General features: G+C 58.6%; 17 protein-coding genes. 13 read left to right on the forward strand and 4 right to left on the reverse strand.

From position 1 onward, the window contains the following. Positions 1-236 precede the first annotated feature (236 nt). Positions 237-3,020, reverse strand: coding sequence for a hybrid sensor histidine kinase/response regulator (locus tag CL546_RS04610; RefSeq protein ID WP_290493253.1), 2,784 nt, complete (start codon positions 3,018-3,020; stop codon positions 237-239). A gap of 95 nt (positions 3,021-3,115) precedes the next feature. Here CL546_RS04610 and CL546_RS04615 point away from each other — a divergent pair, with 95 nt between their 5' ends. Beyond that, the gene (locus CL546_RS04615) at positions 3,116-4,528 is read left to right on the forward strand and encodes an alkaline phosphatase D family protein (protein ID WP_290493255.1); all 1,413 of its coding nucleotides are present in this window, start codon (positions 3,116-3,118) and stop codon (positions 4,526-4,528) included. Positions 4,529-4,811: 283 nt separating this feature from the next. Then, positions 4,812-5,126, forward strand: coding sequence for a DUF2288 domain-containing protein (locus CL546_RS04620; protein ID WP_007148927.1), 315 nt, complete (start codon positions 4,812-4,814; stop codon positions 5,124-5,126). Between the two features lie 147 nt (positions 5,127-5,273). On the opposite strand, the gene CL546_RS04625 is transcribed toward CL546_RS04620, so the two are convergent. Further along, positions 5,274-6,287 carry an AraC family transcriptional regulator gene (locus tag CL546_RS04625; protein ID WP_290493256.1) on the reverse strand — a complete coding sequence of 338 codons (1,014 nt, stop codon included), beginning with the start codon at positions 6,285-6,287 and terminating at the stop codon, positions 5,274-5,276. A gap of 252 nt (positions 6,288-6,539) precedes the next feature. Here CL546_RS04625 and CL546_RS04630 point away from each other — a divergent pair, with 252 nt between their 5' ends. From CL546_RS04630 to CL546_RS04665, 8 genes are all read left to right on the forward strand, one after another. Further along, positions 6,540-8,072: a parallel beta-helix domain-containing protein gene (locus CL546_RS04630; protein WP_290493258.1), complete on the forward strand. Its 1,533-nt coding sequence runs from the start codon at positions 6,540-6,542 to the stop codon at positions 8,070-8,072. Positions 8,073-8,142: 70 nt separating this feature from the next. Further along, on the forward strand, positions 8,143-9,351 hold the full coding sequence (locus tag CL546_RS04635; protein ID WP_290493259.1) for an SO2930 family diheme c-type cytochrome: 1,209 nt from the start codon (positions 8,143-8,145) through the stop codon (positions 9,349-9,351). A gap of 11 nt (positions 9,352-9,362) precedes the next feature. Then, positions 9,363-10,535, forward strand: a complete 1,173-nt coding sequence (locus tag CL546_RS04640) for an SO2930 family diheme c-type cytochrome (protein ID WP_290493261.1) — start codon at positions 9,363-9,365, stop codon at positions 10,533-10,535. 327 nt (positions 10,536-10,862) lie between these two features. Further along, positions 10,863-15,704: an NAD-glutamate dehydrogenase gene (locus CL546_RS04645; protein WP_290493263.1), complete on the forward strand. Its 4,842-nt coding sequence runs from the start codon at positions 10,863-10,865 to the stop codon at positions 15,702-15,704. 92 nt (positions 15,705-15,796) lie between these two features. Then, positions 15,797-16,840: a PA0069 family radical SAM protein gene (locus CL546_RS04650; protein ID WP_290493264.1), complete on the forward strand. Its 1,044-nt coding sequence runs from the start codon at positions 15,797-15,799 to the stop codon at positions 16,838-16,840. Between the two features lie 109 nt (positions 16,841-16,949). Continuing rightward, positions 16,950-17,711, forward strand: coding sequence for an SDR family NAD(P)-dependent oxidoreductase (locus CL546_RS04655; protein WP_290493266.1), 762 nt, complete (start codon positions 16,950-16,952; stop codon positions 17,709-17,711). After that, a complete protein-coding gene (locus CL546_RS04660) occupies positions 17,708-18,325 on the forward strand; it encodes a TetR/AcrR family transcriptional regulator (RefSeq protein WP_290493268.1) in 618 nt (205 codons plus the stop codon). Before CL546_RS04655 ends, CL546_RS04660 begins: the two co-directional genes overlap by 4 nt. Positions 18,326-18,347: 22 nt before the next feature. Continuing rightward, the gene (locus tag CL546_RS04665) at positions 18,348-19,031 is read left to right on the forward strand and encodes an alpha/beta family hydrolase (RefSeq protein ID WP_290493270.1); all 684 of its coding nucleotides are present in this window, start codon (positions 18,348-18,350) and stop codon (positions 19,029-19,031) included. A 160-nt stretch (positions 19,032-19,191) separates the two neighbouring features. Here CL546_RS04665 and CL546_RS04670 read toward each other — a convergent pair whose 3' ends face one another. Further along, positions 19,192-19,665 (reverse strand): hotdog fold domain-containing protein, encoded by a 474-nt coding sequence (locus CL546_RS04670; RefSeq protein ID WP_290493271.1) that lies wholly within the window; start codon positions 19,663-19,665, stop codon positions 19,192-19,194. Between the two features lie 142 nt (positions 19,666-19,807). Between CL546_RS04670 and CL546_RS04675 the strand changes: the two genes are divergently transcribed. Continuing rightward, positions 19,808-22,744, forward strand: a complete 2,937-nt coding sequence (locus tag CL546_RS04675; protein WP_290493272.1) for a DUF748 domain-containing protein — start codon at positions 19,808-19,810, stop codon at positions 22,742-22,744. A gap of 3 nt (positions 22,745-22,747) precedes the next feature. Beyond that, positions 22,748-23,494, forward strand: a complete 747-nt coding sequence (locus tag CL546_RS04680) for a hypothetical protein (protein WP_290493273.1) — start codon at positions 22,748-22,750, stop codon at positions 23,492-23,494. A 13-nt stretch (positions 23,495-23,507) separates the two neighbouring features. On the opposite strand, the gene CL546_RS04685 is transcribed toward CL546_RS04680, so the two are convergent. Beyond that, positions 23,508-25,463: a transglycosylase SLT domain-containing protein gene (locus CL546_RS04685; RefSeq protein WP_290493274.1), complete on the reverse strand. Its 1,956-nt coding sequence runs from the start codon at positions 25,461-25,463 to the stop codon at positions 23,508-23,510. A gap of 193 nt (positions 25,464-25,656) precedes the next feature. On the opposite strand from CL546_RS04685, the gene CL546_RS04690 reads away from it, so the two are divergent. Further along, the gene (locus CL546_RS04690) at positions 25,657-26,631 is read left to right on the forward strand and encodes a methyltransferase (protein WP_290493275.1); all 975 of its coding nucleotides are present in this window, start codon (positions 25,657-25,659) and stop codon (positions 26,629-26,631) included. The last annotated feature ends 17 nt before the right edge of the window (positions 26,632-26,648 follow it).

Consider the following 26,648-nt stretch of genomic DNA (forward strand, 5'->3'; position numbering starts at 1 on the left):
TAACTCCTTGCATGCTCAGCGTGACCTGGAGCGTACAGCTGTTGTGTCTTGTCTCGACGGTAAGGGTGGCTCCCTTTCCTGGAGACAGGGCGCAACAGATGTGCGCTCCAGGCCGCGCCCTTCGGGTCTTCCAGGCTGACCCGCACTCGTTGTTGCGCTTTTTCGATGGATGGACATACACCTTCAAAAACGCGCCTAGATTGCGAGCCAGCCTGAAAGACTGAGCACGTAAGGAGTTATCCAGAGGTTACCTGGCCACGCCTGAGTGCATCGTGGACCTGCTGCTGGGAGACCGGTTTGCTGAGGTAGTCATCTACCCCGGCGTCACGGGCTTTTTGCACATAGTCACCGGTGGCGTGGGCCGACAGGGCGATGATCCAGCAGTGCGGCGGTGTCTCCTGGGCGCTTTCCAGGGCACGAATTTCCCGGGTGGCCTGGTAGCCATCCATCACTGGCATCTCACAGTCCATGAAAATGATATCCCAGTAATCCGGATAGTTGCGGACGTGCTCTACAGCCTGCGCTCCGTCGCTGACCAGCGTGGCATGGATACCTAACGATTTGAGGATGCTGTCGATCACCAGCTGGTTGACGGCATTGTCCTCTGCCACGATCACCTTGAGCATATTGGCGCGGTCCAGCCGGATCAGTGGTTCTTTTGCGGTGGATGGAGCACGTGACTCGTCGGGGCCGGTGAGCAGGCTGCGCTTCAGCGCCTGACAGGAGAAGGGCGTTTCTATCAGCAGCAGATCTTCCGGCAGAGTGTCGCTGAGCGGCTGCCCGGTGGGGTGCAACAGTACCAGGGCCGGGTTATCGAAGTGAGCGCGCAGGCGTTCAACGTAGTGGGGATCTTCCAGCACAGGGAGTTCCGCGATGAGATAGTCCACGGGTTGGCTCGAGCTGGCGGGATCAAGCGCGGTTATGACGTCACGGTATTCCAGCGTCTTGGCACCCCAACGGCTGAGAATCTGCGAGAGGCTCAGCAATTGCGGGGCTGTGCTGGAGATGATCGCGGCGGTCCGGTTTGCCAGCACCGGTTGTTTCTGAATTTTTTCCACTTCCACCGGCAAGGATAGCCAGAATGTGGCCCCACGGCCCAGAGAGCTGGAGACGCCGATGTCACCACCGAGCAGCTCGATCAACCGTTTGCAGATCACCAGCCCAAGGCCGGCGCCGTTGTGTTTGCCCTTGGCGGACAGATCGCTGAAAGCCTGGAACAGGGACGACTGCTGGCCTTCATCCAGGCCGATCCCGGTGTCGACCACTTCAATCATCAGTACGCACATGCCCTTGTTATTCACCGGTTGCTTCAGGTTCACGTGCAGGGCGACGTGACCGCGGTCGGTGAATTTGAAGGCATTGCTGAGCAGGTTAGTAATGATCTGCTTAAGGCGAATCGGATCGGTTTTGATGCGTTCCGGTACCCGGCTGTCGATATGAATATACAGCGGCAGGGATTTTTCGCTGGAACGCAGGGCAAACAGCCGTACGCAGTCATCGACGATGTTTTCCAGTGCAATAGGCTGGTAATCCAGCTCCAGTTTCCCGGACTCGATCTTCGAGTAATCGAGAATGTCGTTGATGACGGTCAGTAACGACTGGGTAGACTGATAAATGGTGCCTACATATTGCGCTTGCTGGTGGGTCATGCTGGTGCGGCGCAACAGATCAGTCATGCCCATGATGCCGTTCATGGGCGTGCGAATTTCATGGCTCATGGTGGCCAGGAATTCACTTTTGGCGTGATTTCTGGCCCCCGCCTTGAACGCTTCCATTTCGGCGATGGCACGGTCACGCACGGAATCGGAATGGGCTTCCTTCAAGCGGTTGATGCGCCGGGCGAGCGCCAGGGAAAGCAGCACGACTTCCAGAAAGACGCCTATCTGTACGAGGTTTTCGGTCAGAGAATTGCGTGGAACAAAACCATATTTATTCAAAGCCATGGCGGCGGCGCCCACGATAAAGCAGGACCAGGCAATGGTGAAAATGCGTGCATCCGGGTCGCCGGTACGGGCGCGTATCAAACCGACGAAGAAGATACTGAAATCCATTAGCAAAATGGCGCTGACGGAAATCGGAATCAGGAAAGTGCGGCTGGTAAAAGGCGCCGCAAGAAAGAGTACGGTGCCAATACCCACCAGCATTTGCAGCCACATGGCCAGGCGCGGTGCTTTTTCCCGTAGCGACAGAAAGTGCAGGGTAAAAAGTGGCGGAAGCAGCACAATCAGGGGCAGCAGGTAATGAATCATGTACTGGCTGATCAGGGTGGAATGCGGCCACAGATAACGGTGGGCATAGCCGTGCAACACTGCCATGAACAGGGTGACCACGGCGGACCAGCACACATATAACAAATAGACTTTTTCGCGAATGGAAAAGAACAGCGACAGGTTATAGAGAATCATCACCAGCATGCCGCCGAAGAAAATGCCCTGCACGACGCTTTGTGTTTGTGTCGAAGCGTTGTAACTTTCCTGTGACAGCAATTCCAGCGGTAGCTGGATGCTGTGTGCGGAGGCGACCTTGAGGAAAATGTCGTTGTCGGTGCCTGTGGGTAAGGTCAGCGGGAACGCGGGAGTCGGGGCGGTACCTGGACGCACGGAAAAATCCCGGTCCATGCCTGCCTGAAAGTGGGCGACCAGCGTGCCGCCGGCATCGATCTGGTAGACATCCACTTCACCGAGCATGGCGTAGTCGATTTGCAGCTGCCAGTCACTATGAAGTCGATTAAGATTGCGAACTGAGAAGCGGAACCAGCAATGATCGGTGGTAAAGCCTAAATTCGGCGTGCTGGCTCCGGATGGTTGCCAGGGCAGGTCGGTGCGCTGAAGAATGGCATTAATGCCAGGCGACTGATCCGCAGGCGTGCAGAAGGTGTACAGGCCCTGATAGGGATGCATGTGTTCCTGCTGTTCGCCGATGATTTGGGTGTCCGGTCCTTTGGCTGAAGCCAGGGAAGACAGGCAAATCGAGAAAAAAGCGACGAACAAAAGCAGAGCGGCTTTCGAGTCCTTGAACAAAGTGTCTTTATCCTGAATAGACGGGGTGACATCACCTCTAATCAGCGATGCTAGCAGCGTGAGCCGGGGGGCTCAATGCAGGGGGAGAATAACAGATGACAGGGATAGTGAACCGCTTTGCGGTGGGGCCAATTACCGGTGAGTCAGGGAAAAGCCATGTGCGCCTTTTCGGAGCCTTGCCGAAAGGGGAACTGGGCGCGGGCAACAAGCTTATGTGGGGGCGGGTTCGCTGGCGTAAACAGGGGGAAGACAGCTGGTCCGAGCCCCGCAAGTTTCGCCTTAATGGCAACTTCGATGGCTCCGGGGTGGTGGTGATCAACGGGCTTGAGCCGGGCACTCGCTACCAGTATCAGGCCGGTTGGGTGCGCAGCGAAGCGGATGCTGCACCACTGGACTGGCACGCCATTGAGAGCGGCTGTTTTTCCACCGATCAGCCCACGGCTGATCAGACAACCTTCCTGTTTGGTTCTTGTTGTTACCGGTTTGTTGGGCTTGATGGGATTATCCAGGATGACCGCGCCGACAAGATTTTTGCAGAAATGTCGGTGCAGGCTGAGCAACACAAGCCGGATTTTGTCCTGTTTGGCGGCGATCAGGTCTATGCCGATTCCATGTACAGCATTGGCGCGGCGGCCACGCGCGACGATTTCGATTCCCTTTACCGGGCCAGTTTTTCCCAGAAGCACCTGGCCAAATTGCTAAGGGAAACCAACAGCTACATGATCCTGGATGATCATGAAATCGAGAATAACTGGCCGGCCAAGGCCGACGCCGAGTTATGGACGAACAAGTATCCGGCAGCGATCAAGGCATACCAGATTTATCAGGCGTCGCATTCCCCGGCGGCGCCATTGAATGAAGCCGGGACCTATCTGGATCGCGACCCGGATAAGTTCTGGTACACCTTTTCCCGTGGTCCCGCGGACTTCTTTGTCATGGATGTGCGTACCGAGCGGGTGCTGAGCCGCTGGCCCTGGCAGCGCAAGATGATCAGCGAGGTGCAGGAGCAGGCGTTCGTCGAATGGCTGGACCGCGACCCCGAGCGAATCAAGGTGCTGGTGACTTCCGTGGTGATGTTCCCGGAACAGCGGCGCCCGTTTCGTGGCAAAGATGCCTGGGAGGGCTTTCGTCATCAGCGTCAGCGACTGCTGGCTGCCATGGCAAAAAGTGCGAGCCAGAAACTGGTGGTGCTTAGCGGTGATGTGCATGCTTCCTTGTATGCCAGTTTGACGCTGAATGGTGGCAAAAAGGTACACAGCTGGACCTGTTCCGGGCTGTTCTGGCCCACCGCTTTGTTTGCGTTCCGCTGGTATCGGCCGATGATCCGGGTGCCGGGGCTGCTCTATAGCGGCTGGGGGCGCCCGTTGGGGCAAGTCAGCGTGCCGGGTGAGGTCTTTAGCGACAATGCTTTTTCGGTGGTGTCCTTCGATGACAGGGGCGCCCGGTTTGCGTTGTTCGATCGCCGGAACCGGCCCGTGCCGGATGCGAGCCGAACCATCGAATGGTAAGCGGTCCGTGAGAGAGGGGGGCGGGTTTCTCATGCTGCCCATGGCGAAACGCTTACATAGGTTGGCGCTTTTTTCGTCTTACCCCGGTTAGGCCGTTTCCCTAAAGTGGATCTTGCAAGGACGCGATGGAACACGGATGTTCGATTTCGGCCCGGTACAGCCTACGCTCGCCACCCCCAAATGGCGGGCGTTTCTTTTTCCGGGGTGTCCTCTTTCCTGCTTTCCCCTTTGATTGCCCATAACAGAACAACGATAATGTACCGCTTCACAGCAGGAGTCGGTCATGTCTGAGCAAGTAGAACAGCGGGAAATCCTCAAAGCCAAACTCAATCAGGAAACCGCCAAGGCCAGCTGGAAAGAGCTACAGCCGTTCTTTGCTCGTGGCCAGACGGTCTATGTGGCGCCGGAACTGGATTTGATTGAAGTCGCGCTGGCGTTTTCAGACGATGAGGCAGCGCAAATTGCACTGTGGCGGGACAAGGCCCAGGTCGACAAGGTGACCGATGAGCAAGCAGCGGCGTGGTTCGCGGCAGATAAAGGCTTGTGGACCGTGGTGCTACCGCCTTGGGTACTGGTGCAGCCGGAGTCCGTGCAGTAACTCGACCTGTTGCCCAGGTCGTCGGCAATAGAGCGTTGGTCGCGCGGTACATTGCCCAGTGGGTAACGGTCCTGGCACCTGGCATGCCGCCCCTTTCTGATTCTTCCTTCCTCACTCGTTCCCTGACTTCGCTTCCCACACTGTGACTTATGTGGTGGGGGGCAAGTCCTGATGCCGTGTCCGGTACTCGCCGGGGGGAAGCCCCAGCCACCGTTTGAAAGCCTTGTTGAATGACGAGGGATCTTCATAACCCAGCTGCTGAGCGATCTCGGCAAAGCCTGCTTCACTGTAGCGGACCAGTTGCTCGGCTAGTTCTGCGCGGACTTGATCGAGCAGGTCCCGGAACCGGGTATGGTGTGCGTTCAGGCGCCGCTGAAGGTTGCGCACGCTCATGTTCAGGCTATTGGCCAAAGCCTGCTGGTCGTAATGGCCTTCCTCCAGTTGATGGCGGAGGCGTTCACGAATCAGGTCAATCAGGTGGTGATCGCGCAGGGAATTCAGAGTCTTGTCGCAGTGGATCAACGCTTGCTGAAAACGCTCGTCATCGTGATTGGGGTTGAGCGTATCGAGAATCCGGGCAGGGAACAGCACTTGATCGTGCTCGCGACTCGCAGTGACCGGGGCCTGCAATAAAGCGCTGAATAGCTCGGTATGGGCAGTGTTTTCCTGCAGGTGAACGTGGACGTCTTCACTGGCCTGCACACCCAGAGCCACGTCTGCCAGCCGCAAAAAACCACTCAGTACGGCATGGGTCTGCATGGTATGAAGCGGGGCATCACCATTGGCAACGCAGCGCACCGCAACATACTCGTCCTGCAGGTGAATGGTCACTTGCTGGGCTTCTGTGAGTAATGGCCAGTACTGCTCCAGGACTTTCAGTGCCTGCCAGCCATCGCGGTAGTAGTGCAGGGCATCCCCCAGGGGGGCGATATCGGGGAGGAGAATTTGTTGGCCAATGCGAATGCCCATGGCGGGGTCGCCAAGTTTCCTTTCCGCCTGCTCGAACAGCCGGTGAATCGCGGACACGTCCAGACGCTCATCATTCTCGGTCAGTAGAGATGCCGGCAAACTGGCGCTGGTAAATAGTTCCAGCAGATCGAGTCCCTGGCGCTGCCAGTAACGCAGGTCACTGCGGAACATGGAAATGTGTTTGCTGAACATGGGTTGCCTCTAATCTTTTATTCTTATGTCGTTGTTTTGAAACGGCATTGGTTTTTGGCGACACACTCCTTGTTTGGCTGGCGTCTGGCGCCATATGTTGCTCTTCCTCTCCCTCGTAAGGTAGCCACTTCGTACGATAGTACATCGCTCTGTGCGTAATAACGCACCATTTTGCGATATATGTGGCGCGAAAACCCTCAAAACGGTGACTTACGTCACGCTTTTGTCCTGATGTTAGGGAGAGAGATAATAATGAATGCAGATAAGAATAAATTCGTAGATGTGCCGGCGGTTCGGTTGCTGGCGCCGCTGGCCCTGGCCGTATCACTGGCCGCCTGTGGCGGTGGCGGCAGCAGTAGCGGTGGTGGTGCTAATGGTGGTGGTGAGAACCCGGTGGGGTATCAGTTCCCGCAGGATATGCCAGCCGATGTGCCGCAGCAGGAAATCGCCTGTGGTGGTGACGACGCCATCATGCTGGATGCGAATAACATTACTGACAGCGCCAAGATTGCTTTCCTTGATGCTCAGGACGGGGATGTGATCGCGTTCCCGGAAGGTCGCTTTGACCTGAATGATACCCTGACCCTGGATGGTGAACTGGGTGGCGCACGCATTGCAGACATCACAATTTGTGGCCAGGGCATGGACAAGACCATCCTGGATTTCAGCAATTCCGTGGGTGATGACGGTCTGTTTATCACCAACATCAATGATGTGGAAGTCTACGGCCTGGCCGTAGTGGAAGCGGCGAATAACGCCATCAAGTTCCAGCATGCCGATGGCGTGCGTATCAACTACACCGCGACCGTATGGCAGGGTGAGCCGGACAAGGGTAACGGTGCTTACGGCCTGTATCCGGTAGAAAGCAGCAATGTGTTGGTGGAAAACAGCTACGTGCGCGGTTCTGCGGATGCCGGTGTCTATGTGGGGCAGTCACAGAACATTGTTGTGCGCAACAACGTGGCCGAATACAACGTGGCGGGGATCGAAATCGAGAACTCCACCGGCGCGGACATGTACAACAATATCGCCCGTTTCAATACCGGTGGCTTGCTGGTATTCGATCTGCCCATCGGTAATGGCACCTATGGTTCTGGTGTGCGGGTCTTCGGTAACACCGTGACTGAAAACAACACCAAGAACTTTGCCAATAGCAGCAGCAATCCGGGTGGCGTTCATATCGTACCGCCTGGCACCGGTGTCATCGTTCTGTCCACTGACGATGTGGAGATTTTCGATAACGAAATTGCCGATCACGATACCCTGGCAGTGGCAGTGACCAGCTTCTTTATCGCCGATGAAAATGCGGCGGGTCCTGACTATCAGTCCATCATCGCCGACGGTTGGCTGCCAGTTGTACGCAATATCCATGTGCACGATAACGCCATCACCAATGCCGGTTCCGCACCGAATGGGGCGTTGATTCAGGACATGATTACGCTGTTCACACTGACTCCGGAACTGCAGTGGCCGGGCATCCTGTATGACGGTCTAGGCGAGCAGCTGGCTAACAGCAGCGCTTTGCTGCCAGTGGCCGACGCTTATGAAGAGGGCGAGAAGGTTTGTTTCCAGAACAACGGCGATATCCTGATCGGCTATCCCTACGATCCGGCTACAGCTGCCACCATGGCCGGTCCGACGCTGAGCCCGGCAGTGGGTGCAGATCTGCTGGATTGCAGCCAGCCGGCGCTGCCGGCGGCCACCTTGACCTTCAAGGGTGAGCAGTTTGGTTGTGGCGTGGATGACACCACCAGCGAGCACTGCAAGCCGATCCCTGTTCTCTAACGTTTGTTTATCTTTTCTACCTGTCTGATTTCGGGGCGGCCTGTCGCCGCCCCGAAGCAGGAGTCATGACATGAAAACATTAATGCAGGTTTCTCTGCTTTCCACCGCCGCAATACTAACCGCCTGTGGCGGCGGTGGCGGTAGTAGTGGCGGTGGGGGTGCTGGTAATGGTGGCGGCGATCCGGTGGCCAGGAACTGCCAGATCAGTGACAGCGCGGACGTAAACTGGGACGCACTGGAAAACGACAATCTGGAAAAACTCTCCGACTACAACCTCTTTACCAGCAGCTGTGACCCCACCCGGGATGCCCACGGTGGCATAGCCTATGATTTGAATACGCCTTTGTTCTCAGACTACACCAGCAAATACCGATTTGTGTTTGTGCCGGACGGACAGAGTGCCACCTACAATGAAGACACTGTTTTCGACTTCCCGGTGGGCACCGTTATTACCAAGACTTTCGCCCTGCCGGCGGATACCGCTTACCGCGGTTATGATCCGGAGACGAGCACGGAAACGTTGCTGGAAACCCGCCTGCTGATTCATCGGGCTGGCGGCTGGACCGCGCTGCCTTATGTGTGGAACGCAGACGGCACCGAGGCGATCTACCGGGTTCAGGGGGCACAGTTGCCCGCGACACTGGTGCACAACGGTGCCGAGCAATCCTTCACCTATTCCGTGCCCGACAAGGCGCAGTGCAAACAGTGCCACAGCCATGATACCGGGGATACCAATGTGTTTATTCCCATCGGCCCCAAGGCCCGTCATCTCAATGGAGATATGGACTATGGCAGTGGCCCGGAAAACCAGCTGAGTCACTGGAGCGAAGCGGGTATTCTCAGCGGTCTGCCGGCTCTGGACCAGGTGGACAAGGTACCGAGCTACCACGATGCGGATGCGGGCTTGATTAGTGGTTACAGCGATGAACAACTGATGGTGGCGGCCAAAGGCTACCTGGATGTGAACTGTGCCCATTGCCACGGCGTGGGAGGCACCGCGGCCTACACCGGTTTGCAGCTGGAGTTCTGGCGCGACTATGACACCGAGAAAGAAAAGCACGGCGTCTGCAAGGGCCCCATCGCCTATGACCAGGGTGAAATGACCTACGACGTGGTGCCGGGTAACGCAGACGAATCGATCCTGCATTTCCGTATGGATACCACCAACCCGCAAGACAGCATGCCACGCCTTGGCCGTGCGCTGATCCATGAGGAAGGTGTTGCCCTGGTGAAGGCCTGGATCAATAGCCTGCCTGACGCGTCCTGTTCCTCCGAGTGAAGGGTGATGCAGTGATAGCAAGAACCGGTTTGTGTGGCGTCTTGTTATTGCTGCTGACGGCTTGTGGTGGCAGTGGCGGCAGTAGTGATACGGCCGCCACTGCACCGGAGCCCGAGCCGGATACCACCGACCCGCGCTGTCTTGCCGACAGCGACGGGCCGAACTGGCAAGCGCTGGCGGAAGTGAATTGCCCGCGCTTGTCCCAGTATCAACTGTTTTCTGATGGCCGTGATCCTCGTGTGGGCCCCACTGCGCCGGGGCTGCCATTTGCCCCGGCCAGTGGCCTTTTTAGTGATCACGCCACCAAGTACCGATTTGTTTTTCTGCCCGAGGGGAGCACGGCACAATACCGTGACACTTTTGGGTTGGTATTCCCGGTGGGCACCGTGATGGTGAAAACCTTCGCCTTGCCGGTCAGCGCTGCCGGGGGCGATGACCGCCTGATGGAAACCCGCCTGCTGATCCACCGGGCCTCCGGCTGGGTGGGGTTGCCGTATCAGTGGCAAGCGGATGGCCAGGATGCCACGCTGGCGAGGACCGGTAAGGTGATTGATACCTATGTCATGGTCGACGGTGTGCAGCAGGATTTCCGCTACCAGATCCCCGATGTGCTGACTTGCCGCAAGTGTCACCAGGGCCGCACTGACAATGAAGTGATGACCCCGCTGGGTACAACGGTTCGCCAGCTGAATCATGATTTTCCCTACGCCGGTGGAGCCAAAAACCAGCTGGTTTACTGGCAGGAAAACGGCATGCTGGCCGATGCGCCTGCCCCGGCAAGCTGGCCCCGAGCCGTGGATTGGCATGACACCAGCGAAGCGCTGGGCCTGCGCGTGCGATCCTATCTGGATACCAACTGCAGCCATTGCCACAGTGATGTGGGTAGCGGTGCGCTGTCGGGCCTGCGGCTGGAAATGTGGCGAAATCCTGCCGATTACATCTATGGCATTTGCAACCGGGCACAGGGCTATTACGGTGGGCCGTTGGGCCTCACCTACGATATCGTGCCCGGCAATGCGGCTGACTCGGTGTTGCCGTTCCGACTGGGTGCTCAGCGCCATACCGATAATGCCAAGGACATGATGCCTCCGCTGGGTCGTAGCCTTGCAGACCACGAGGCGGTTGCACTGGTGCGCCAGTGGATTGATGCGATGCCCGCGAAAGCGTGCGCTACACTGGATTAAATTCCCGCCTTCTTGCGTATTTCTGCGCTGGCTCCTCTCGGTTATCCCGCAACTCGCGATAACGATTTTCGTGTTGTCATCCTGCTGCCCTGATGGAATGGTTTGATTACTTGAAGCCGCAGGCTGGTATTGGCCGCGGCCACCGGTATAGAGTGATCGAAAGGGCCTGCAGGGCGCGCCCGGCCGGCCTGGTAAGAGCCCGGAAAACGTGACGTCTCACGTGATCCGGTTTTACGTAGCAACGTTGCGTAGTCACTTTGCAGAGAAGCTATATAGACAAACTATGTAGAGAAGCTTTGCAGAGTAACAAGGACGCCGGAGGTTTCGATGCAGGATGACATCGCTCAACGCCAGGCGCTGTTGCAGGCCCAGCTGGAAGGGCAGGTCACTGCCCACATCGGTGCTGACCACCAGTCTCTGTTTCGCAGCTTTCTCGCTGCCTATTATGAAATGACCAGTCTGGCCGCCTTGACGGCCCGGCCTCCGGAACAACTCTTCCATATTGCCCAGCAGCATTGGCTGATGGCGCACCAACGCCACCCCGGCGAAACCCTGATTCACCTGAAGCCTCCCTGTCGCCCCGGCGGCCTTGCCGCGTTGCGCACCGTTACCGATGACGTCCCCTTTCTGGTGGATTCGGTGGCCATGGCCGTGCGTGATGCCGGTACCGCCATCGACTGGACCGTGCATCCGGTCATTCAGGTGCGACGCGATGCCCATGGCCACCTGACTCAGGTGACGGGGGTAGGCGATGGTGAGCAGCCAGCGGAGTCCATGATCTACGTGGAATTCGAACCGCTGGCAGACGACGAGGATTATGCGCGTCTGCAGGACATTCTTGAGCGCGTGCTGGGTGATTTGCGCGTGGTGGTGAACGATTTCGAGCCCATGCTCGACAACCTTGAAGCGACCCGCAGCAACCTGTCGGCCAGTTACCCGGAGCGGGATCAGCAGGAGTTACAGGAAGCGACGGGCTTTATCGAATGGTTGTCCGAAGACCACTTTACCTTCCTGGGGTATGCCCGGTCCGAAGCGAAAGCGGTAGACGGCGGCATGCAGCTGCATTTGGTCGACGAGGCGGGTCTTGGCCTGGCGCGTCCCGGCAGCCCTTACGCCAACGCGGATGAATTTATTGCGCCCCATGACGAAATGGCCAAATACATCCGCCATGGTCGTCTGGTGGTCGTGACCAAAGCCAATGTCCGCTCGCCCATTCATCATCCACACTATATGGATGTGGTGTCCGTGAAGCGCCTGGCCGCTGATGGATCGGTGGAAGGCACCGACCGTTATATCGGGCTGTTTTCTCTGGATGCCTACATCAACCGCCCCCGGGATATTCCGCTGATTCGCCGCAAGGTAAATTATGTGCTGGATCGTTCCCGCCTGCCGGAACGCTCACATTCCGGCAAACACCTGCGCGATATCATTTACCAGCTTCCCCGCGATGAGCTGTTCCAGTGTAGCGAGGAAGAGCTGTACGACATCTGCATGGGGATTCGCGCCCTGCGTGATCGTCATCATCTGAGGGTATTCATGCGCCGGGACCGCTACGGGCGTTTTTATTCATGCATGATTTACCTGAGCCGCGAACGCTACTCCCGGGAATTGCGCGACAAGGTCACCGCCGAGCTGATGACGCTGTGTAACGGTCGCTCCGTGGAGCGCACCGTGGATTTCCTCCGGGAAGGGCTGGCCCGGATTCACTGTATTGTGCGTATTCCCCAAGGCACACAGCTGGCCATGACTGATAGCCAGGTGGAGCAACGGCTGATTGAAATTACCCGTTCCTGGTCGGACCAGCTACGGGAAGTGTTGCGCGAAAGTGGCTACCAGGATGAGCAGGGCGACAAGGTGGGCAGCCGGGCCGATGACGGGGCTGCGCTGGCGCTGCGTTACGGGGACGCCTTTCCCCTGGGTTACCGGGAAGCACACAGTGCCGTGGAAGCCGCCGCCGACCTGCAATACCTGACGCAGCTGTCCGTGGATCAACCGGTGTTGCCCAGCCTGGCGGTCACGGATGCGGATGGTGCTGCCTGCCCGACCAGCCTGCGCCTTTATAGCCTGAATAATCCCATCGGGCTGTCTGATGTGCTGCCGGCGCTGGAAAATTTCGGTTTGCGGGTGGTGCGCCAGAACCCCACCCGGGTGACGCCCCGTGATGGTGATCCCCGCTGGATTCAGGTCTTCGACGTGCAGGTTCACGGTGAGTGTTCCCTGGGGCCTGCCCAGCAGAAGCGCTATTTTGAAGATGCCTTCCTGCAATGCTGGAACGGCCACACCGAAAACGATGGTCTCAACCGTTTGGTGTTGCTGGCGGGCCTGAATGCCCGTCAGGTGGTGTGCCTGCGCACCCTGACCAAATATCTGATTCAAACCGGGTTGCCGTATTCGCAGAACTACATGGAAGAGTTGCTGGCGGAACATGCGCGCATTGCCCGCTTGTTGGTACAGCTTTTCGAAACCCGCTTTGACCCACAGTTGACTGACGGCCGTCGTGATAGTGAAGGACTGAAACTGGCACAGAACCTGGACCATGAACTCGATGGTGTGGCGTCCCTGGATGCGGACCGTGTCCTGCGGGCGTTCCTGAGTGTGGTACGCGCGGGGCTGCGTACCAATTTCTATCAGCAAGACGCGGGCGGGCACGACAAAGCCTATGTCAGCCTGAAGCTCGATCCGAAGAAGGTGTCGGAGCTGCCGCCGCCATTACCCATGTACGAAACCTTTGTGTATTCACCCACCATGGAAGGCATTCACTTGCGCGGTGGGCCGGTGGCTCGTGGCGGCCTGCGCTGGTCCGACCGGCGTGAGGATTTCCGCACCGAGGTGTTGGGCCTGGTCAAGGCGCAAATGGTCAAGAACGCCATCATTGTGCCGGTGGGTGCCAAGGGCGGTTTTGTGGTGAAAGGCGGTACACCGGGGGACCGGGAGGCGTGGCAACAGCAAGGCATCGCCTGCTACAAGGAGTTCATCCGCGGCCTGCTAGACCTCACTGACAATCGTGAAGGCGAGGCGATTGTGGCGCCAGAGCAGGTGGTGCGCCACGACGGTGACGACCCTTACCTGGTCGTGGCTGCCGATAAAGGCACCGCCACCTTCTCGGATATTGCCAATGGCCTGGCCGATGAGTACGGCTTCTGGCTGGGCGATGCGTTTGCCTCTGGCGGCAGTGCCGGTTACGACCACAAGCAAATGGGGATTACGGCGCGCGGAGCTTGGGAAAGCGTGAAGCGCCACTTCCGGGAACAGGACAAGGATATCCAGACGCAGCCGTTTACCGTGGTGGGGATCGGGGACATGGGCGGCGATGTGTTTGGCAACGGCATGCTTTTGTCGGACCAGATTCAATTAGTCGCGGCCTTCAATCACCTGCACATCTTTATTGACCCAAACCCGGACCCGGCGGCCTCCTTTGCCGAGCGCCAGCGCCTGTTCACGACCAGGGGCGCCACCTGGGATGATTTCGACCGCGAGGCCATGTCCGAGGGCGGCGGTGTCTGGTCGCGCAGCGCCAAGAGCATTGAGCTCAGTGAGCCGGCCTGCCAAGCGCTGGGTATCAGTGAACGGACGCTGACCCCGGCCGAATTGATCATGGCGATTCTCAAGGCGCCGGTGGAACTGCTCTGGAATGGCGGCATCGGCACCTATGTGAAAGGCAGTAACGAGAGTCATAGCCAGGTGGGGGACAGGGCTAACGACGCCATCCGTGTGAACGGCAAGGAACTGCGCTGCCAGGTCGTGGGTGAGGGCGGTAACCTGGGGCTCACGCAACTGGGGCGCATTGAATTTGCGCTCAATGGTGGGCGGATCAATACCGACGCCATTGATAACTCCGGCGGTGTGCACAGCTCTGACCGGGAAGTGAATATCAAGATTCCGCTTAACCAGCGTTTGCGTGACGGGCGGCTGGATCGCGATACCCGCGACCCGCTACTGGTGCGCATGACTGACGATGTGGCCGAGGCGGTGCTGCACGACAACTACGTGCAGAGCCTGGCGCTAAGCCTGCTGGAATATAACGCCGCATCGCGGCTGGATGAGCACGCCAATCACCTGCGCACGCTGGAGCGTCAGGCCATGCTGGTGCGCACGGTGGAGTACCTGCCGGATGATGAATCACTGAGCGAACGTCGCACCCGCGGCAAAGGACTGACCCGCCCGGAACTATCGGTGCTGTTGTCCTATACCAAGAATGCACTGTTCGATGCCTTGCTGGCGTCGGATGTCCCTGATGATGCGTTTTTCGATCAGGATGTGCTGCATTACTTTCCTCAGGAGTTGGTGGAGTCCTTCGGCGATGATCTGCTCAACCATGGCCTGCGCCGGGAGTTGATCGCCACGGTACTGGCCAACGCGGTGGTCAACCGGATGGGCTTCGCCTTTGTTCACCGCTATGCGGATGAGCATGGTTTATCGCTACACCGTTTGGTGAAAGCCTACGCCATGGCCCATGCGGTGTTCGATGGCGACCTGTATTGGGCGCCGGTGGATGGCCTGGACGGGCGCGTGGACAGCCAGGTGCAGCTACGGCTTTATGGTCGGGTAATCGGGCTGATGAAGCACGTGACCACCTGGTTGATTCATTACAAGTGGGGGCGGCGCCCGGTGGCAGAAGCGGTGGCCCGTTACCGCAAGGCCATCGCCGAACTGGAAGGCATGTTGCCGGAGGCACTGCCGGGCAGTTATCGGCAGGAATGGGATCAAGCCGTGGAGGGCATGAAGGACGACGGTGTGCCCGAGAAAGAAGCAAAACTGTTGGCCAACACCATGGTGCTGGGGTGCGCCCCGGATATTGTCGAACTTGCCTCGCAAGCTCAGGTGCCGCTGAAACTGGCGGCGGAAGTGTACTTTCTCGTGGGCGATAAGCTGCAGATTCTGTGGCTGCTATCGTCGATTCTGGATCTGTCTGTGCAGGATCGCTGGCAGGCACTGGCTCGTGCCAACCTGCGTGAAGATTCCTACCGCCTGCACCGGCAAGTGGCCGCCAAGGTGCTGGAGTATGAGGGGGACAACGCCGCCGCGCGCTTTGCGGCCTGGGAAGAAAAATCCCGCCGTAAGGTGGCCTTTGGTATCCACCGTTTGCAGACCTTGCAGGCGGATGGCCCCCACGACTTCATGACACTGGCGGTGGGGGTGCGGGAGCTGCGTAAACTGAGAAGCCTGTAGGGCGCAGAAGTCGAGACCATACGGATTACACTTGAGTTGGCTGGCCTCTGCATATACTGTACAAAAAGACAGTATATGCAGAGGTGAAGTTTATGCGCGCAGCGAACCGGGGAACCCTGAGCCAGCTACCTGGCCGTTTTGCCGTCAGCCATTGTGAATCGGATAACCCTCCGGTGAGCCGGCCTACTCGCTATCATCGCGAAAAAGCCAGCAGCATCATCATGACCAATCGTAGTCCGGACCTGCCATTTGAGCAGAGTATCAATCCGTATAGGGGCTGCGAACATGGCTGCATTTATTGCTATGCCCGTCCCAACCATGCCTATGTGGACCTATCACCCGGTCAGGATTTCGAGAGCGAAATTTTCTGCAAGGACAATGCCGCGGAGGTGCTTCGCGACAGCCTTCGCAAACCGTCTTATCGCTGCCGTCCCATTGTGCTCGGCACGGTCACCGACCCTTATCAGCCCATTGAACGAGAGCGACGTATTACCCGCGAGATATTGCAGGTGCTGGTAGATTGCCAGCACCCGTTCAGCCTGATTACCAAAAGCACTCTGGTACTGCGGGACCTGGACCTGATTGCGCCCATGGCCCGGGCCGGGCGTGCCTCGGTGGCTGTTTCGGTCACCACGCTGGATAACCGCCTGAAAGGCGAATTGGAGCCCCGTGCCAGCGGCGGCAAGGAGCGACTGAAAGTGGTCCGCGAACTCAGCCGTGCCGGCGTGCCGGTCACGGTGCTGGTCGCGCCGGTGATTCCTTTCATCAATGACCATGAGCTGGAAGACATTGTGCATCAGGTGGCCATGGCAGGCGCCCAGCAGGCGGGTTATGTGGTGCTGCGCTTACCTCATGAAGTCGGGCCGTTGTGGCAGGAATGGCTGGCAGACCATTACCCGGATAGGGCTGATAAGGTCATGTCGGTCATGCGCGATCTGCATGGCGGCGCCATTTATGACAGCCGCTGGCACCAGCGTCAGAGCGGGCAGGGGGCCTGGGCGCATCTGCTGAGTCAGCGTTTTGACTCCGCCTGCCGCAGTGCCGGGCTGGCGGGCAGGGAGTTGTTGGACCTGGACACGGGCGGCTTTGTGCCACCCGGACCCCATGGGCAGCTGAGCCTGTGGGGAGCCATTTAGTAACCCCGGGTTATTTACCTTTGCTGGTCTTTCCTTTACTTTAGTGACCAATGGTTACTAATTTGCATTGATGGTACGCCCGCTTCCGGTGTGCCTACAGGAGAGTCCGATGAAAGCGGTATTAATTACCGGTGCCAGCGCCGGTATTGGTGAAGAGTTTGCTCGCCAACTGGCTACGCAAGGGCACAACCTGGTGCTGGCGGCGCGGCGTCTGGATCGATTGGAAACATTGGCCAGTGAGTTGCGTCAGCGCCATAACCTGGAGGTTGTGTGTATCGCCTCCGACCTGGCCCTGGCCGGCGCGTCAGGAAAGCTGGTAGCGGACATGGCTACCCATAATGTGGAACTGACTGGCTTGATCAACAATGCCGGTTTTGGCGACCGGGGGGATTTTTCCGATCTGCCACTACAGCGTCAGCTGGACATGATCCAGGTGAATGTGACTGCCCTGGTGGATCTGACCTGGCAATTGGTGCCGCAGTTGAAAGCGGCCAGTGACGCATTTTTGATCAATGTCGCGTCCACGGCGGCGTTCCAGGCCGGCCCGAACATGAGTATCTATTACGCTTCCAAAGCGTTTGTACTGTCGTTTTCGGAAGGCCTGCACGAAGAGCTGAAAAAAGAAGGCGTGGCGGTAAGTGCACTCTGTCCGGGTGCCACTGCGTCCGAGTTTGCCCAGGAAGCGAACATGACCAACACCTTGCTCTTCAAGGCCGGCACCATGACCACCGAAGCGGTGGTCAGCAAGGCGTTGGCTGGACGCCACCGCGCCATTGTGATTCCTGGCTTGAAGAACCTGTTGATGGTGTGGCTCGGCAAGCTTTCGCCCCGTATGATTACCCGCCGACTGGCTGGGTTGTTACAAGCGTGAATTCTTGTCCTTTTCAACGTGCCCGTTCCCCGGAACAGAAAGCGGAGCGGCGCGCACAAATTCTGGAGGCTGCGGCCCTGTTTTTTGCCGAGCAGCGGTTCGCGGCCATCAGCCTGGCGGCCATTGCCCGCCAGTCCGGTGTGACCAAGGCCGCGTTGTACCGGTATTTCCCTTCTAAAGAAGCGCTGTTTCTGGCGCTCTATCTGAGTGAACTGGATGCCATGGTTGAGGCGCCTCTGCCGCAGGAAGCGCCCGCCTGGGTAGCAATCAGTGAGCTACTGATTGCCCGCCCATTGTTCTGCCGGTTGACCTCTATTCTGCATACAGTGCTGGAACATAATCTGGATGAATCACAGGCACGGGAATTCAAGCAGGCCTTGCTGGCCAGCTTTGCGCAGCTGGCCGCACGCTTGCAGCGCGACTTTGCCCTGGAAGGAGAACAGGCCATACGTTTCCTGATGCAGGTACAGCAATCGGTGATAGGTTGCTGGGCGGTGAGCCAACCGGCACCGGTGGTGGCCACCGTGATCAAGACGCCCCCGCTGGATGTGTTTCAGGTGGAATTCGGGGATGCACTGCGCACCCAGCTACGAGCATTGCAGGCAGCGTTATAACTCTTTGGCAGGGGAGCCTGGCATGACTGAATGGTTTGGCGTGGATTGTCTCTATGACCGGGCACAGAAGCCTGTTGCATTACTGCTGCTGGCACACGGTGCCGGCGCTGCGATGGACAGCGATTTCATGAACGCAATGGCCGCAGCATTGGCATCACATTCCGTGGCGGTGCTGCGGTTTGAATTTCCCTACATGCAGCGCCGTCGCGGCGAACAACGAAAATTCCCGCCGGACCGCGCACCGAAATTACTGACGGCGTTTGCCGAGCGCGTCAGAGAAGCGCGAAGTCTGGCGGCTGAATTATCACAGCATTCCAATGGCGCGTTGCCGCTATGGATCGGTGGAAAATCCATGGGCGGACGCATGGCCTCCATGCTGGCCGCTGAGGGCAATGGTGTGGCTACGCAGGATGTGGCTGGCGTTATCGCGCTGGGCTACCCTTTTCATCCGCCCGGGAAACCGGAGAAAACCCGGATAGATCACCTGCCGGCACTGACCGTTCCCCTGTTGATTTGCCAGGGGGAACGTGACCCCTTTGGTAAACCGGACGAGGTGGCAAATTATGGCCTTCCAGAGCGAGTTAGAGTGCATTGGCTGACCAGTGGTGATCATGATTTCAAGCCATTGAAGCGCAGTGGGCTTACTCAGGAAGACCTGATTGAGGAGGCAGCGGCCACGGCGGCAGAATTGATCAGGGAAGGGTAGTCAGAGGCTGGCAGAGAAAAGGGAATCATTGATCGTTTCCCTGTAGAGAATGTGCACGAATGAAACGTAAGAGGCCGCGTCCAAAGTGTTGGGCGCGGCCTCTTACGTTGAGATTGGAAAAATGCCAGCCGGCATGGCTGTCAATTTCCACTCTTAACTGTCAACTATCTTTGCCGGGCTTCTCACTGATCCACAGATTGATAGTGCCTTCTACCACTACGGTACCGTCATCGCGCATGGCTTTTACGGTTACCGGCAGGTTGCCAGGTTTCCAGTCTTCTGGATTGGCTTCGGCGGTGGCGGTGATATCGGTAGTGGCCTTGGCGGTGTAATTCACGTCCATGCCTTTGGGGATCCAGCGCAAATGCTTGGGTACAGAGGCTTCCGCCATGGCGCCCATGGCGCATTCCAGAGCATTACAGATGGCGATGACGTGGACGGTCTGGATGTGGTTTTCCACACCTTTGCGTTTCTTGAAGGTAACCTTACAAAAATTAGGGCGCAGTTCAGCAATTGTGGGGGTGATGGTAGCGAAATAGGGCGCTTTGCGGCTGAATACCATGGAAAAAAGCTTGCGGCCGGCGGGCAGTTTCAAGGCTTTTTCGTACATGTTCAGCAGGTAGTTATTACTCATGGGGCGGGCTCCTGAAATCAATGAGCTCATTCTCCACAGCCGGGGAGGCGCTGCAATGGGTTTTGGGGCGCCACGGCCCGGCCCAACTGCTACCATGGCGTCAGGATTTCAACATCAGTCGCATCGGTGAGAGGGGACAGGCGTGAAAGTCACACAGGCATGGAAGCGCAGTAGCTGGAAGGTCAAGACACTGTTGATTCTGGTCAGCCTCTATCTGTTGTACGCACTACTGGGCTTTTTTGTCGCCCCCGGCCTGGTGCGTGACAACGCCCGCGATGCGCTGGCTGAGTTGACCGGCCGTGAGGTGGTAATCAGCGAGGTGAAGATCAATCCGCTAGCGCTGAGTGCCACCGTAAACGGGTTCGCCATCAACGATCAACAGACCGATGTCCTGTTGGGCTTCAATCAGCTTTATGTGAACTTCGAGTTGTCGTCACTGTTTCGCTGGAGCTGGCATTTCAGCCAGATCGACCTCGATGGCCTGACGGTGCGTGGTCAGCGTAATCCGGGTTCTGTCTTTAACTTTGACGATGTGCTTACGCATATTGATAGCCAATTAACGGACAGTGCCGAGGACGTTGAGCCTGAGCCGGCCCCGGAAGAGGGCGGGGCTCTTCCCAACATTTCCGTGGGGGCGTTGGCCCTGACTAATGGCGACCTGCGCTATACCGAAGCGGCAGGCAAGGAGCCCCATCAATTGGTGTTGCCGGTGGCGTTTACGGTGACCAATTTTTCCACCGTGGCAAAAGGGGAAAACCAGAACGGTTACGCCATTCGCCTGGAGGGCCCGGATGGCGGTGCATTCGATTGGGATGGGCGCTTTGAATTCTCGCCATTCCTGGCCCAGGGCCGTTTGAGTATTGAGAAAGTGGACCTGGTGTCACTGGCAAAACTGGCCCGGGACGAAGTGCGTTTTACCGTGCCATCCGGTGAACTGGATCTGCAGACGGACTACCAGTTCACCACGGAACCGGGTACCCGGGTGGTGGTGAGCAATGGCGAGCTTACCCTGCGTGAATTGCAGATTCAGAAACCCGGTGAAGACGCGCCCAGTGTCAGCGTGCCAGCGTTGACCGTGACGGGAATTTCCGTGGATAGCGAGAAGCAGGAAATCACCTTGCCGGAGGTGAGTCTCAGCCAGCCTGCAGTGAATGCAGTCCTGGCGGCCGACGGGCTGGATCTCGCCACCTTGTTCCTGCCGGTGGACCCGGAAGAAGCGGAGCAGCGCAAACAGGAAGTGAAGGAAAAAGCGCAGGAAGCGGCAGAGCGTATTAAAGAGGCCGAAACGGTTTGGGTGACGAATCTGGGAACGCTCAAAGTGGATGGCAATACGTTCCGCTTTACTGACCGTACCTTGAATCCGCCGCAAACGGTGAGCCTGACCGAAGGTGAGTTTACGCTGAAGAATCTCATCCTGGGTGAAGAAGCCACCTTTACCTGGGAGGGCAAGGCCCGGATTCAGGGGCAGGGTGCGTTGACGCACTCTGGTGAGGGCCAGTTGGCGCCGCTGTCGGTGAATGCCAAGGCGGCGTTGGCCGGCCTGCCGTTGGCGCCGTTGTCGCCCTGGCTGGAGCGTGAAGCTCCGCTGAAAGTGGCCAGCGGTCAGCTGGATCTGGATTTGCAGTCTGCGGTGAAAGGCGATAGCCCGGATATTACCGTGAATGGCAGCGCCAGCATGGCCGGTTTCAATTTGTTGGAAGGCGGCCGACCTCTGATCAAGGTCAACAAGGTACAGGTGAGCAAGTTGTCGCTGGACACCGCCGCACAGCGGGTGCGCGTTGGCGAAATCGGGCTGACGGGTATGGACATGCTGCACCGGGTGGACGCCCAGGGGCGGGATGCATCTACCCGCATTGAGGCCGCGATGCCGTCGGCGAGCCGTTCGTCGAGCGCTTCATCTTCGTCTTCCTCAAAACCCTGGCAAGTGAAGGTGGATCGCGTGCGTCTGATCGGTAGCCAGGTGCGCCATGAGGACTTGTCCCTGAGCCCTAATTTCCGTATCGGCCTGTATCAGCTGTCGGGCACGGTGAGCAATCTGGATACCCGCCCGGGCAGCACTGCCAGGCTGGACCTGAATGCGCAGGTGGACCGGTATGCGCCGTTTTCCATCAAGGGGCGTTTGTCCCCGGAGCCATTGTCTACGGACATGGTGGTGTCGTTGCACAACTATGAAATGACCAGCCTGACGCCTTATACCGGCCTGTACCTGGGGTACAAGGTGGAGAAGGGGCAGCTGGGGGTGGATACCGAAGTCACCGTTGAGAAAAACCGCCTGAACAGTGTCTCTGACATCCTTGCGGACCAGTTTTATCTGGGCGAAAAAGTGCCCAGTGATGAAGCGGTGAGGGCGCCGGTGAAACTGGGCCTGTCGGTGCTACGCAGTCGCTCCGGTGAAATTACCTTGCCGGTGAAAATGGCCGGTGATCTGGATGACCCCAGCTTCAGTGTCAGCGGCATGATTCTGAAAGTGCTGACCAATATTGTGGTCAAGGCCGCTACGGCGCCGTTCTCCGTGCTGGCTGGTCTGGCCGGTGGTGAGAACCTGGAGACCATTGTGTTCGAACCCGGCTCCACCGAGGTGGGAGCGCAAACATCCAGTTCCTTGCAGGCCCTGGCCAAGGTGCTTACCGAAAAGCCGCACCTGCACATTGGACTGGTTGGTACGGTCAGTGCAGAGGATCGCACCGCGCTTGCCGATCAGACGATCGGAGACGATGTGGCCGGTGATGACTGGCCGGGTATTGATGCGGCCGTGCTGGAAAAGAAATGGCGCCGCAAGCTGATCCGCCGTTACGAGTCTGATTATGATCGTGATGTGGAAACACTGGTCAGCGCGCCTCTGCCCGAGGATGACGATGCGCGTGACAGTGTACTGGCGCGCAGTGCCTGGGATGCCATGGTCACCGCAGAGGCGCAGTCGGTGGATACAGCACAACTGGTGGAGTTGGCTCGCTTGCGCTCGGAAAATGCCAAAGCCGCGCTGGTGCAGCAGTTCCAGATTGAGCAGTCCCGGGTGTACCTGAAAGAATCCAAAGTGGATGGCGCCGTGACCGGGCTGACCCTGACGCTGGAAAAATAATCGGTGGCATTACTCTGGGAAACGGAACAGGACGGCGTGCGCTACGAGGTGAGGCGCGCGGGGCAGACTTTGCGGCTGTATGCCAATGGCGTGCAGCATTCTGAGTTTCATCCGAAACGTTTGCTCACCGGCAGTGTGTGGGATTTGTTGTGGTTGCCCGCCCTGTTGCACGAACCGGCCCGCTTTCGCCGGGTGCTGGTGTTGGGGCTGGGCGGCGGTTCACTGATTCCGCCTATTCGCAAACTGCTGGATCCGGATGTCTTGATGGCGGTAGAGCTGGATGGAGCGCACTTGCAGGTAGCCCGCGAAGTATTCGGCATCGAGGTATTCGGGGTGGAGACCTGGCAGGGGGATGCGCAGCAGTGGTTACGTGATTATCAGGGGGAGCCGTTCGACCTGATTATCGAAGACCTGTTTGCACCCAGTAATGAGCAGGTCAGCCGGGCGGTGCCTGCAGATGCCGACTGGCTTGCCTGCCTGCGCGATAACCTGTCGGCGCATGGCTCCTTGATCATGAATTTTGGTGATTGGCAGGAATACCGCGACAGTCCGGCCTCGGGCCGCCGTGCCATGAAAAGTTTCAGCAGCCGTTTCCGCTTATCATGCAGCGATTGCCATAACGCAGTGATTGCGTTTACCCGCCAGCCAGCGCGCAGCATTCATCTGCGCCGGCGCCTTGCCGCGACGCCGGCATTGAGCCATGCGAAAGCGGCGGCGCGGCTGGATTACCATATTCGCCAGTTGGACTGACCCGGGTTTGAGGTCAGTCCTTGTCCAGCATGGTCAGGGAATAAAGCCCGTCATTCTCTTCCTGGGTTAACAGCTGGTTGCTGCGGGGCTGGTCATCGTGCATGCCCACGAACAAGGCCCGGTAGGTCAATACTGCCTGCACATAATCCCGGGTTTCACGGAACGCGATGGACTCAATCCACACATCCGCTGGCACGCCGTCGTCGGCGTTCTCCAGCCAGCGGTTCACCCGGCTCGGGCCGGCGTTGTAGGCGGCCAGGGCCAGCACCCGATTGCCGTTGAAATCGTCGAGGAGTTCTGCCAGATAGCGGCTGCCAAGGGTGATGTTGGTGTGCTTGTCCTGCAAGGTCTTGGTGGTGGGCTTGCCCATGCTGGCGTCTTTGGCCACCTTGCGGGCGGTGGCAGGCATCAGTTGCATTAGTCCCATGGCGCCCACCGGTGAGCGAGCCAGAGGATTGAACGCACTTTCGCGCCGGGCCACGGCCATGGCCAGCCAGGGATCCAGGTCATGGGGTTTGGCTTCTTCCTTGAACAGTGGCAAATACGCCGGTGGAAAACGCCATGCCAGGGTGTTCCAGGCCATGGCCTGAATGGATGCCTGTACGGCCAGGTCGTACCATTTTTGCGTTAGAGCATAATTGGCCAGTTCCGCCAGCTGTTCCTTGTTGCTGTGCCACATTAGCCACATCCATTCCTGATGCGCCAGGTAGGGTTCATCCTGTGCTCGCAACATGCGGATACGGGTGATCGCTGGCGGTGGCGTGAACGTGGCGGAGGGCGTGTGCTTCTGTTCGGAGAAACGGTAGGGCTCGCCCAGGCGGTCTGCGGCCAGGAAAGCGAAGAAATTACGTTGCTGGGCGGCCTGCTGATACAGCTCACGGGCCTGATCCGGCTGGTCTGTGTTTTCCAGTGCGCGGGCGCGCCAGTACAGCCAGCGGGAGTCGTTACGGTCCTCCTGGGGCAGGCGCATGACCCACTCATTCAGGGCGTCCCAATCCTGTTCAATCACCGTGCGTCTGGCGCGCTGTGCCACCAGTGAGGTGTCCGGGTGGCTCGCCAGCCAGCTATCCAGCCATTGGCGATTCGCTTCCACCCCGCGGATGGTGGAGTACCAGGCGATGCGTGTACCAGCGCGCTCGCGCAGTGTGGCGTCGGTGAGGCCCTGTTTTTTGCTTTGTGTGTCGAACCATTTGCGCGCGGCTTCGGTGTCCTTGTAGGCCCAGCGGCGCAGGCCGGCGGAGAGCAGCGCCTGACGTTGCGATGCCGGCAGGTTGCGGGGCAGGTCAGCGACCTTGTCAGGAGTGCTGTACAGGGTTTGCAGCCATTCGCTGGCGGTGGCGTAGGGGCTGTCGGCCAGCATCTTGTCTAGGTAGCGCATCAACCCGGTGCTGTTGCCATCAAAGGCCAGTTGCTGGCGTTCCCAGATTTGCGCATCGCCGATGACACCCGCGTCACGGGCGGCGTTGAACAGCGGGTCGCAATTGTTGGGGCGGGACTGGCCGGTGGCCCAGAGTTCTTTGCCCGCCTGCAGGGCGGCTTTCTTAACGGCCTGGTCGCCGGTTTCCCATTGCGCCTGGTGGTAGTAGCAGCGCAGTGCAACCCCGTTGGGGGCGCTGTCGGTAATGGCGAGTAGTGCCTGCCATTTTTCCGCTTTGCCGTAGGCAACAGTGGCGAGCTGACGGATATCCTGGGGGAGCGGCGAATCCGGGTACTTTTCAGCGTACTGCGTGACTTTTTCAGGGCTGAGTTGGGGCAGGGCGGCGCGCAGCCGGTGGAAGTCGAGATAGGCTTGCAGGGGGTGCTGGTCTCCCAGAGCCTGTTGCTGCCGGGAAAGGGTTTCCCAGTCATCGTTGCGTGCTGCGTCCAGTGCTTGGTGGAAGTTGTCGCTATCCGTAGCGGCAACGACCAACGAAGAAAACAGACAGCAGGCAAACAGTGCTAAAGCGCGAGTTGGCGCAGTGCGAACCATTTGTGCCTCCACATCGTCGGAATGAATGCGCCAATTCTACCGGCCTCGCCAGGCGCTTGGCGTGGTGATTATGTAAAACTTGAGCCAGATCCTACTTATGGCTCAGCGGGTGAGTATGCCGTTTGCCGTACCCGTGTCCGGACCTGTGCGATTTGCACTATACTGCCGCCGCTGATTACCTGAGCCGGAGCCCATGGAAAATACGACCCAATTATTGCTGCGCCAGTCTGATGCCCTTGCCGGGCGAAATGTACTGGTGGTGGATGCCAACGACCCTGCACTGAAAACCCTGGCAGTGGATGCCACGGTGCATTTGCATGCGGATGACTACACCATCGGTGCGCAGCAGTGGTCGCCCGCGCCCACAGTGCCGGAAGGGACAGATTTGCTGGTGCTGCCGTTGCCCAAGTCCATCGACCGGTTACGGTTTCTGCTCAACTGGCTGGCCGGTGAAATTACTGCGCCCACCGAGCTGTGGCTGATTGGCCCGGCCAAGGGAGGCATTCGCGGTGCCCTGAAATACCTGGATGCCCATGTGGATGAATCGGTGTTGGAAGATAGCGCCCGCCACTGCAAGCTCTACAGCGGTTTATTGCAGCCGGGGGAGAAGCAGTCCCTGAAAGCCTGGGGCACCGTGCTGGAGGTGGCGGATCAGGAGGCCATCAGTTACCCGGGGGTGTTCAGCCATGGTCGTCTGGACGAGGGCAGTGCACTCCTGTTGGCGGCCATGGCGGCGCACACGCTGGGTAAACCGGGGAAGGTGATTGATATGGGCTGCGGCGCGGGTGTGATCAGCGTTTGGCTGGCCCGTCAGGGCTGGCAGGTGCAGGGCGTGGATGTCAGTGCCAGCGCCGTGGCGGCCAGCACCGATAGCCTGGCTCGCAACGGGCTGCAAGGCAGGGTCATGGGCGGTGATCTGTTCTCCCCGATTCAGGGGCGCGTCGATATGGTGGTGACCAATCCGCCGTTTCATGACCGTCGCCAACGTACCACGGACATCACCCGTCGGCTGATCGCGGAAGCACCTTCACACCTCAAGTCAGGTGGCGTGCTGTGGCTGGTGGCTAACCGCGAATTGCCCTATGTGCAGTGGCTGGACGATGCTTTCAGCCATGTGCAGGTGGCCAGCGAAACCACCCGCTTCCGGGTCTACCGGGCGGTGCTGTAGTTAAACCGCCCGCGGGC

The organism is Alcanivorax sp., from assembly GCF_002726155.1.
GTDB lineage: Bacteria > Pseudomonadota > Gammaproteobacteria > Pseudomonadales > Alcanivoracaceae > Alcanivorax.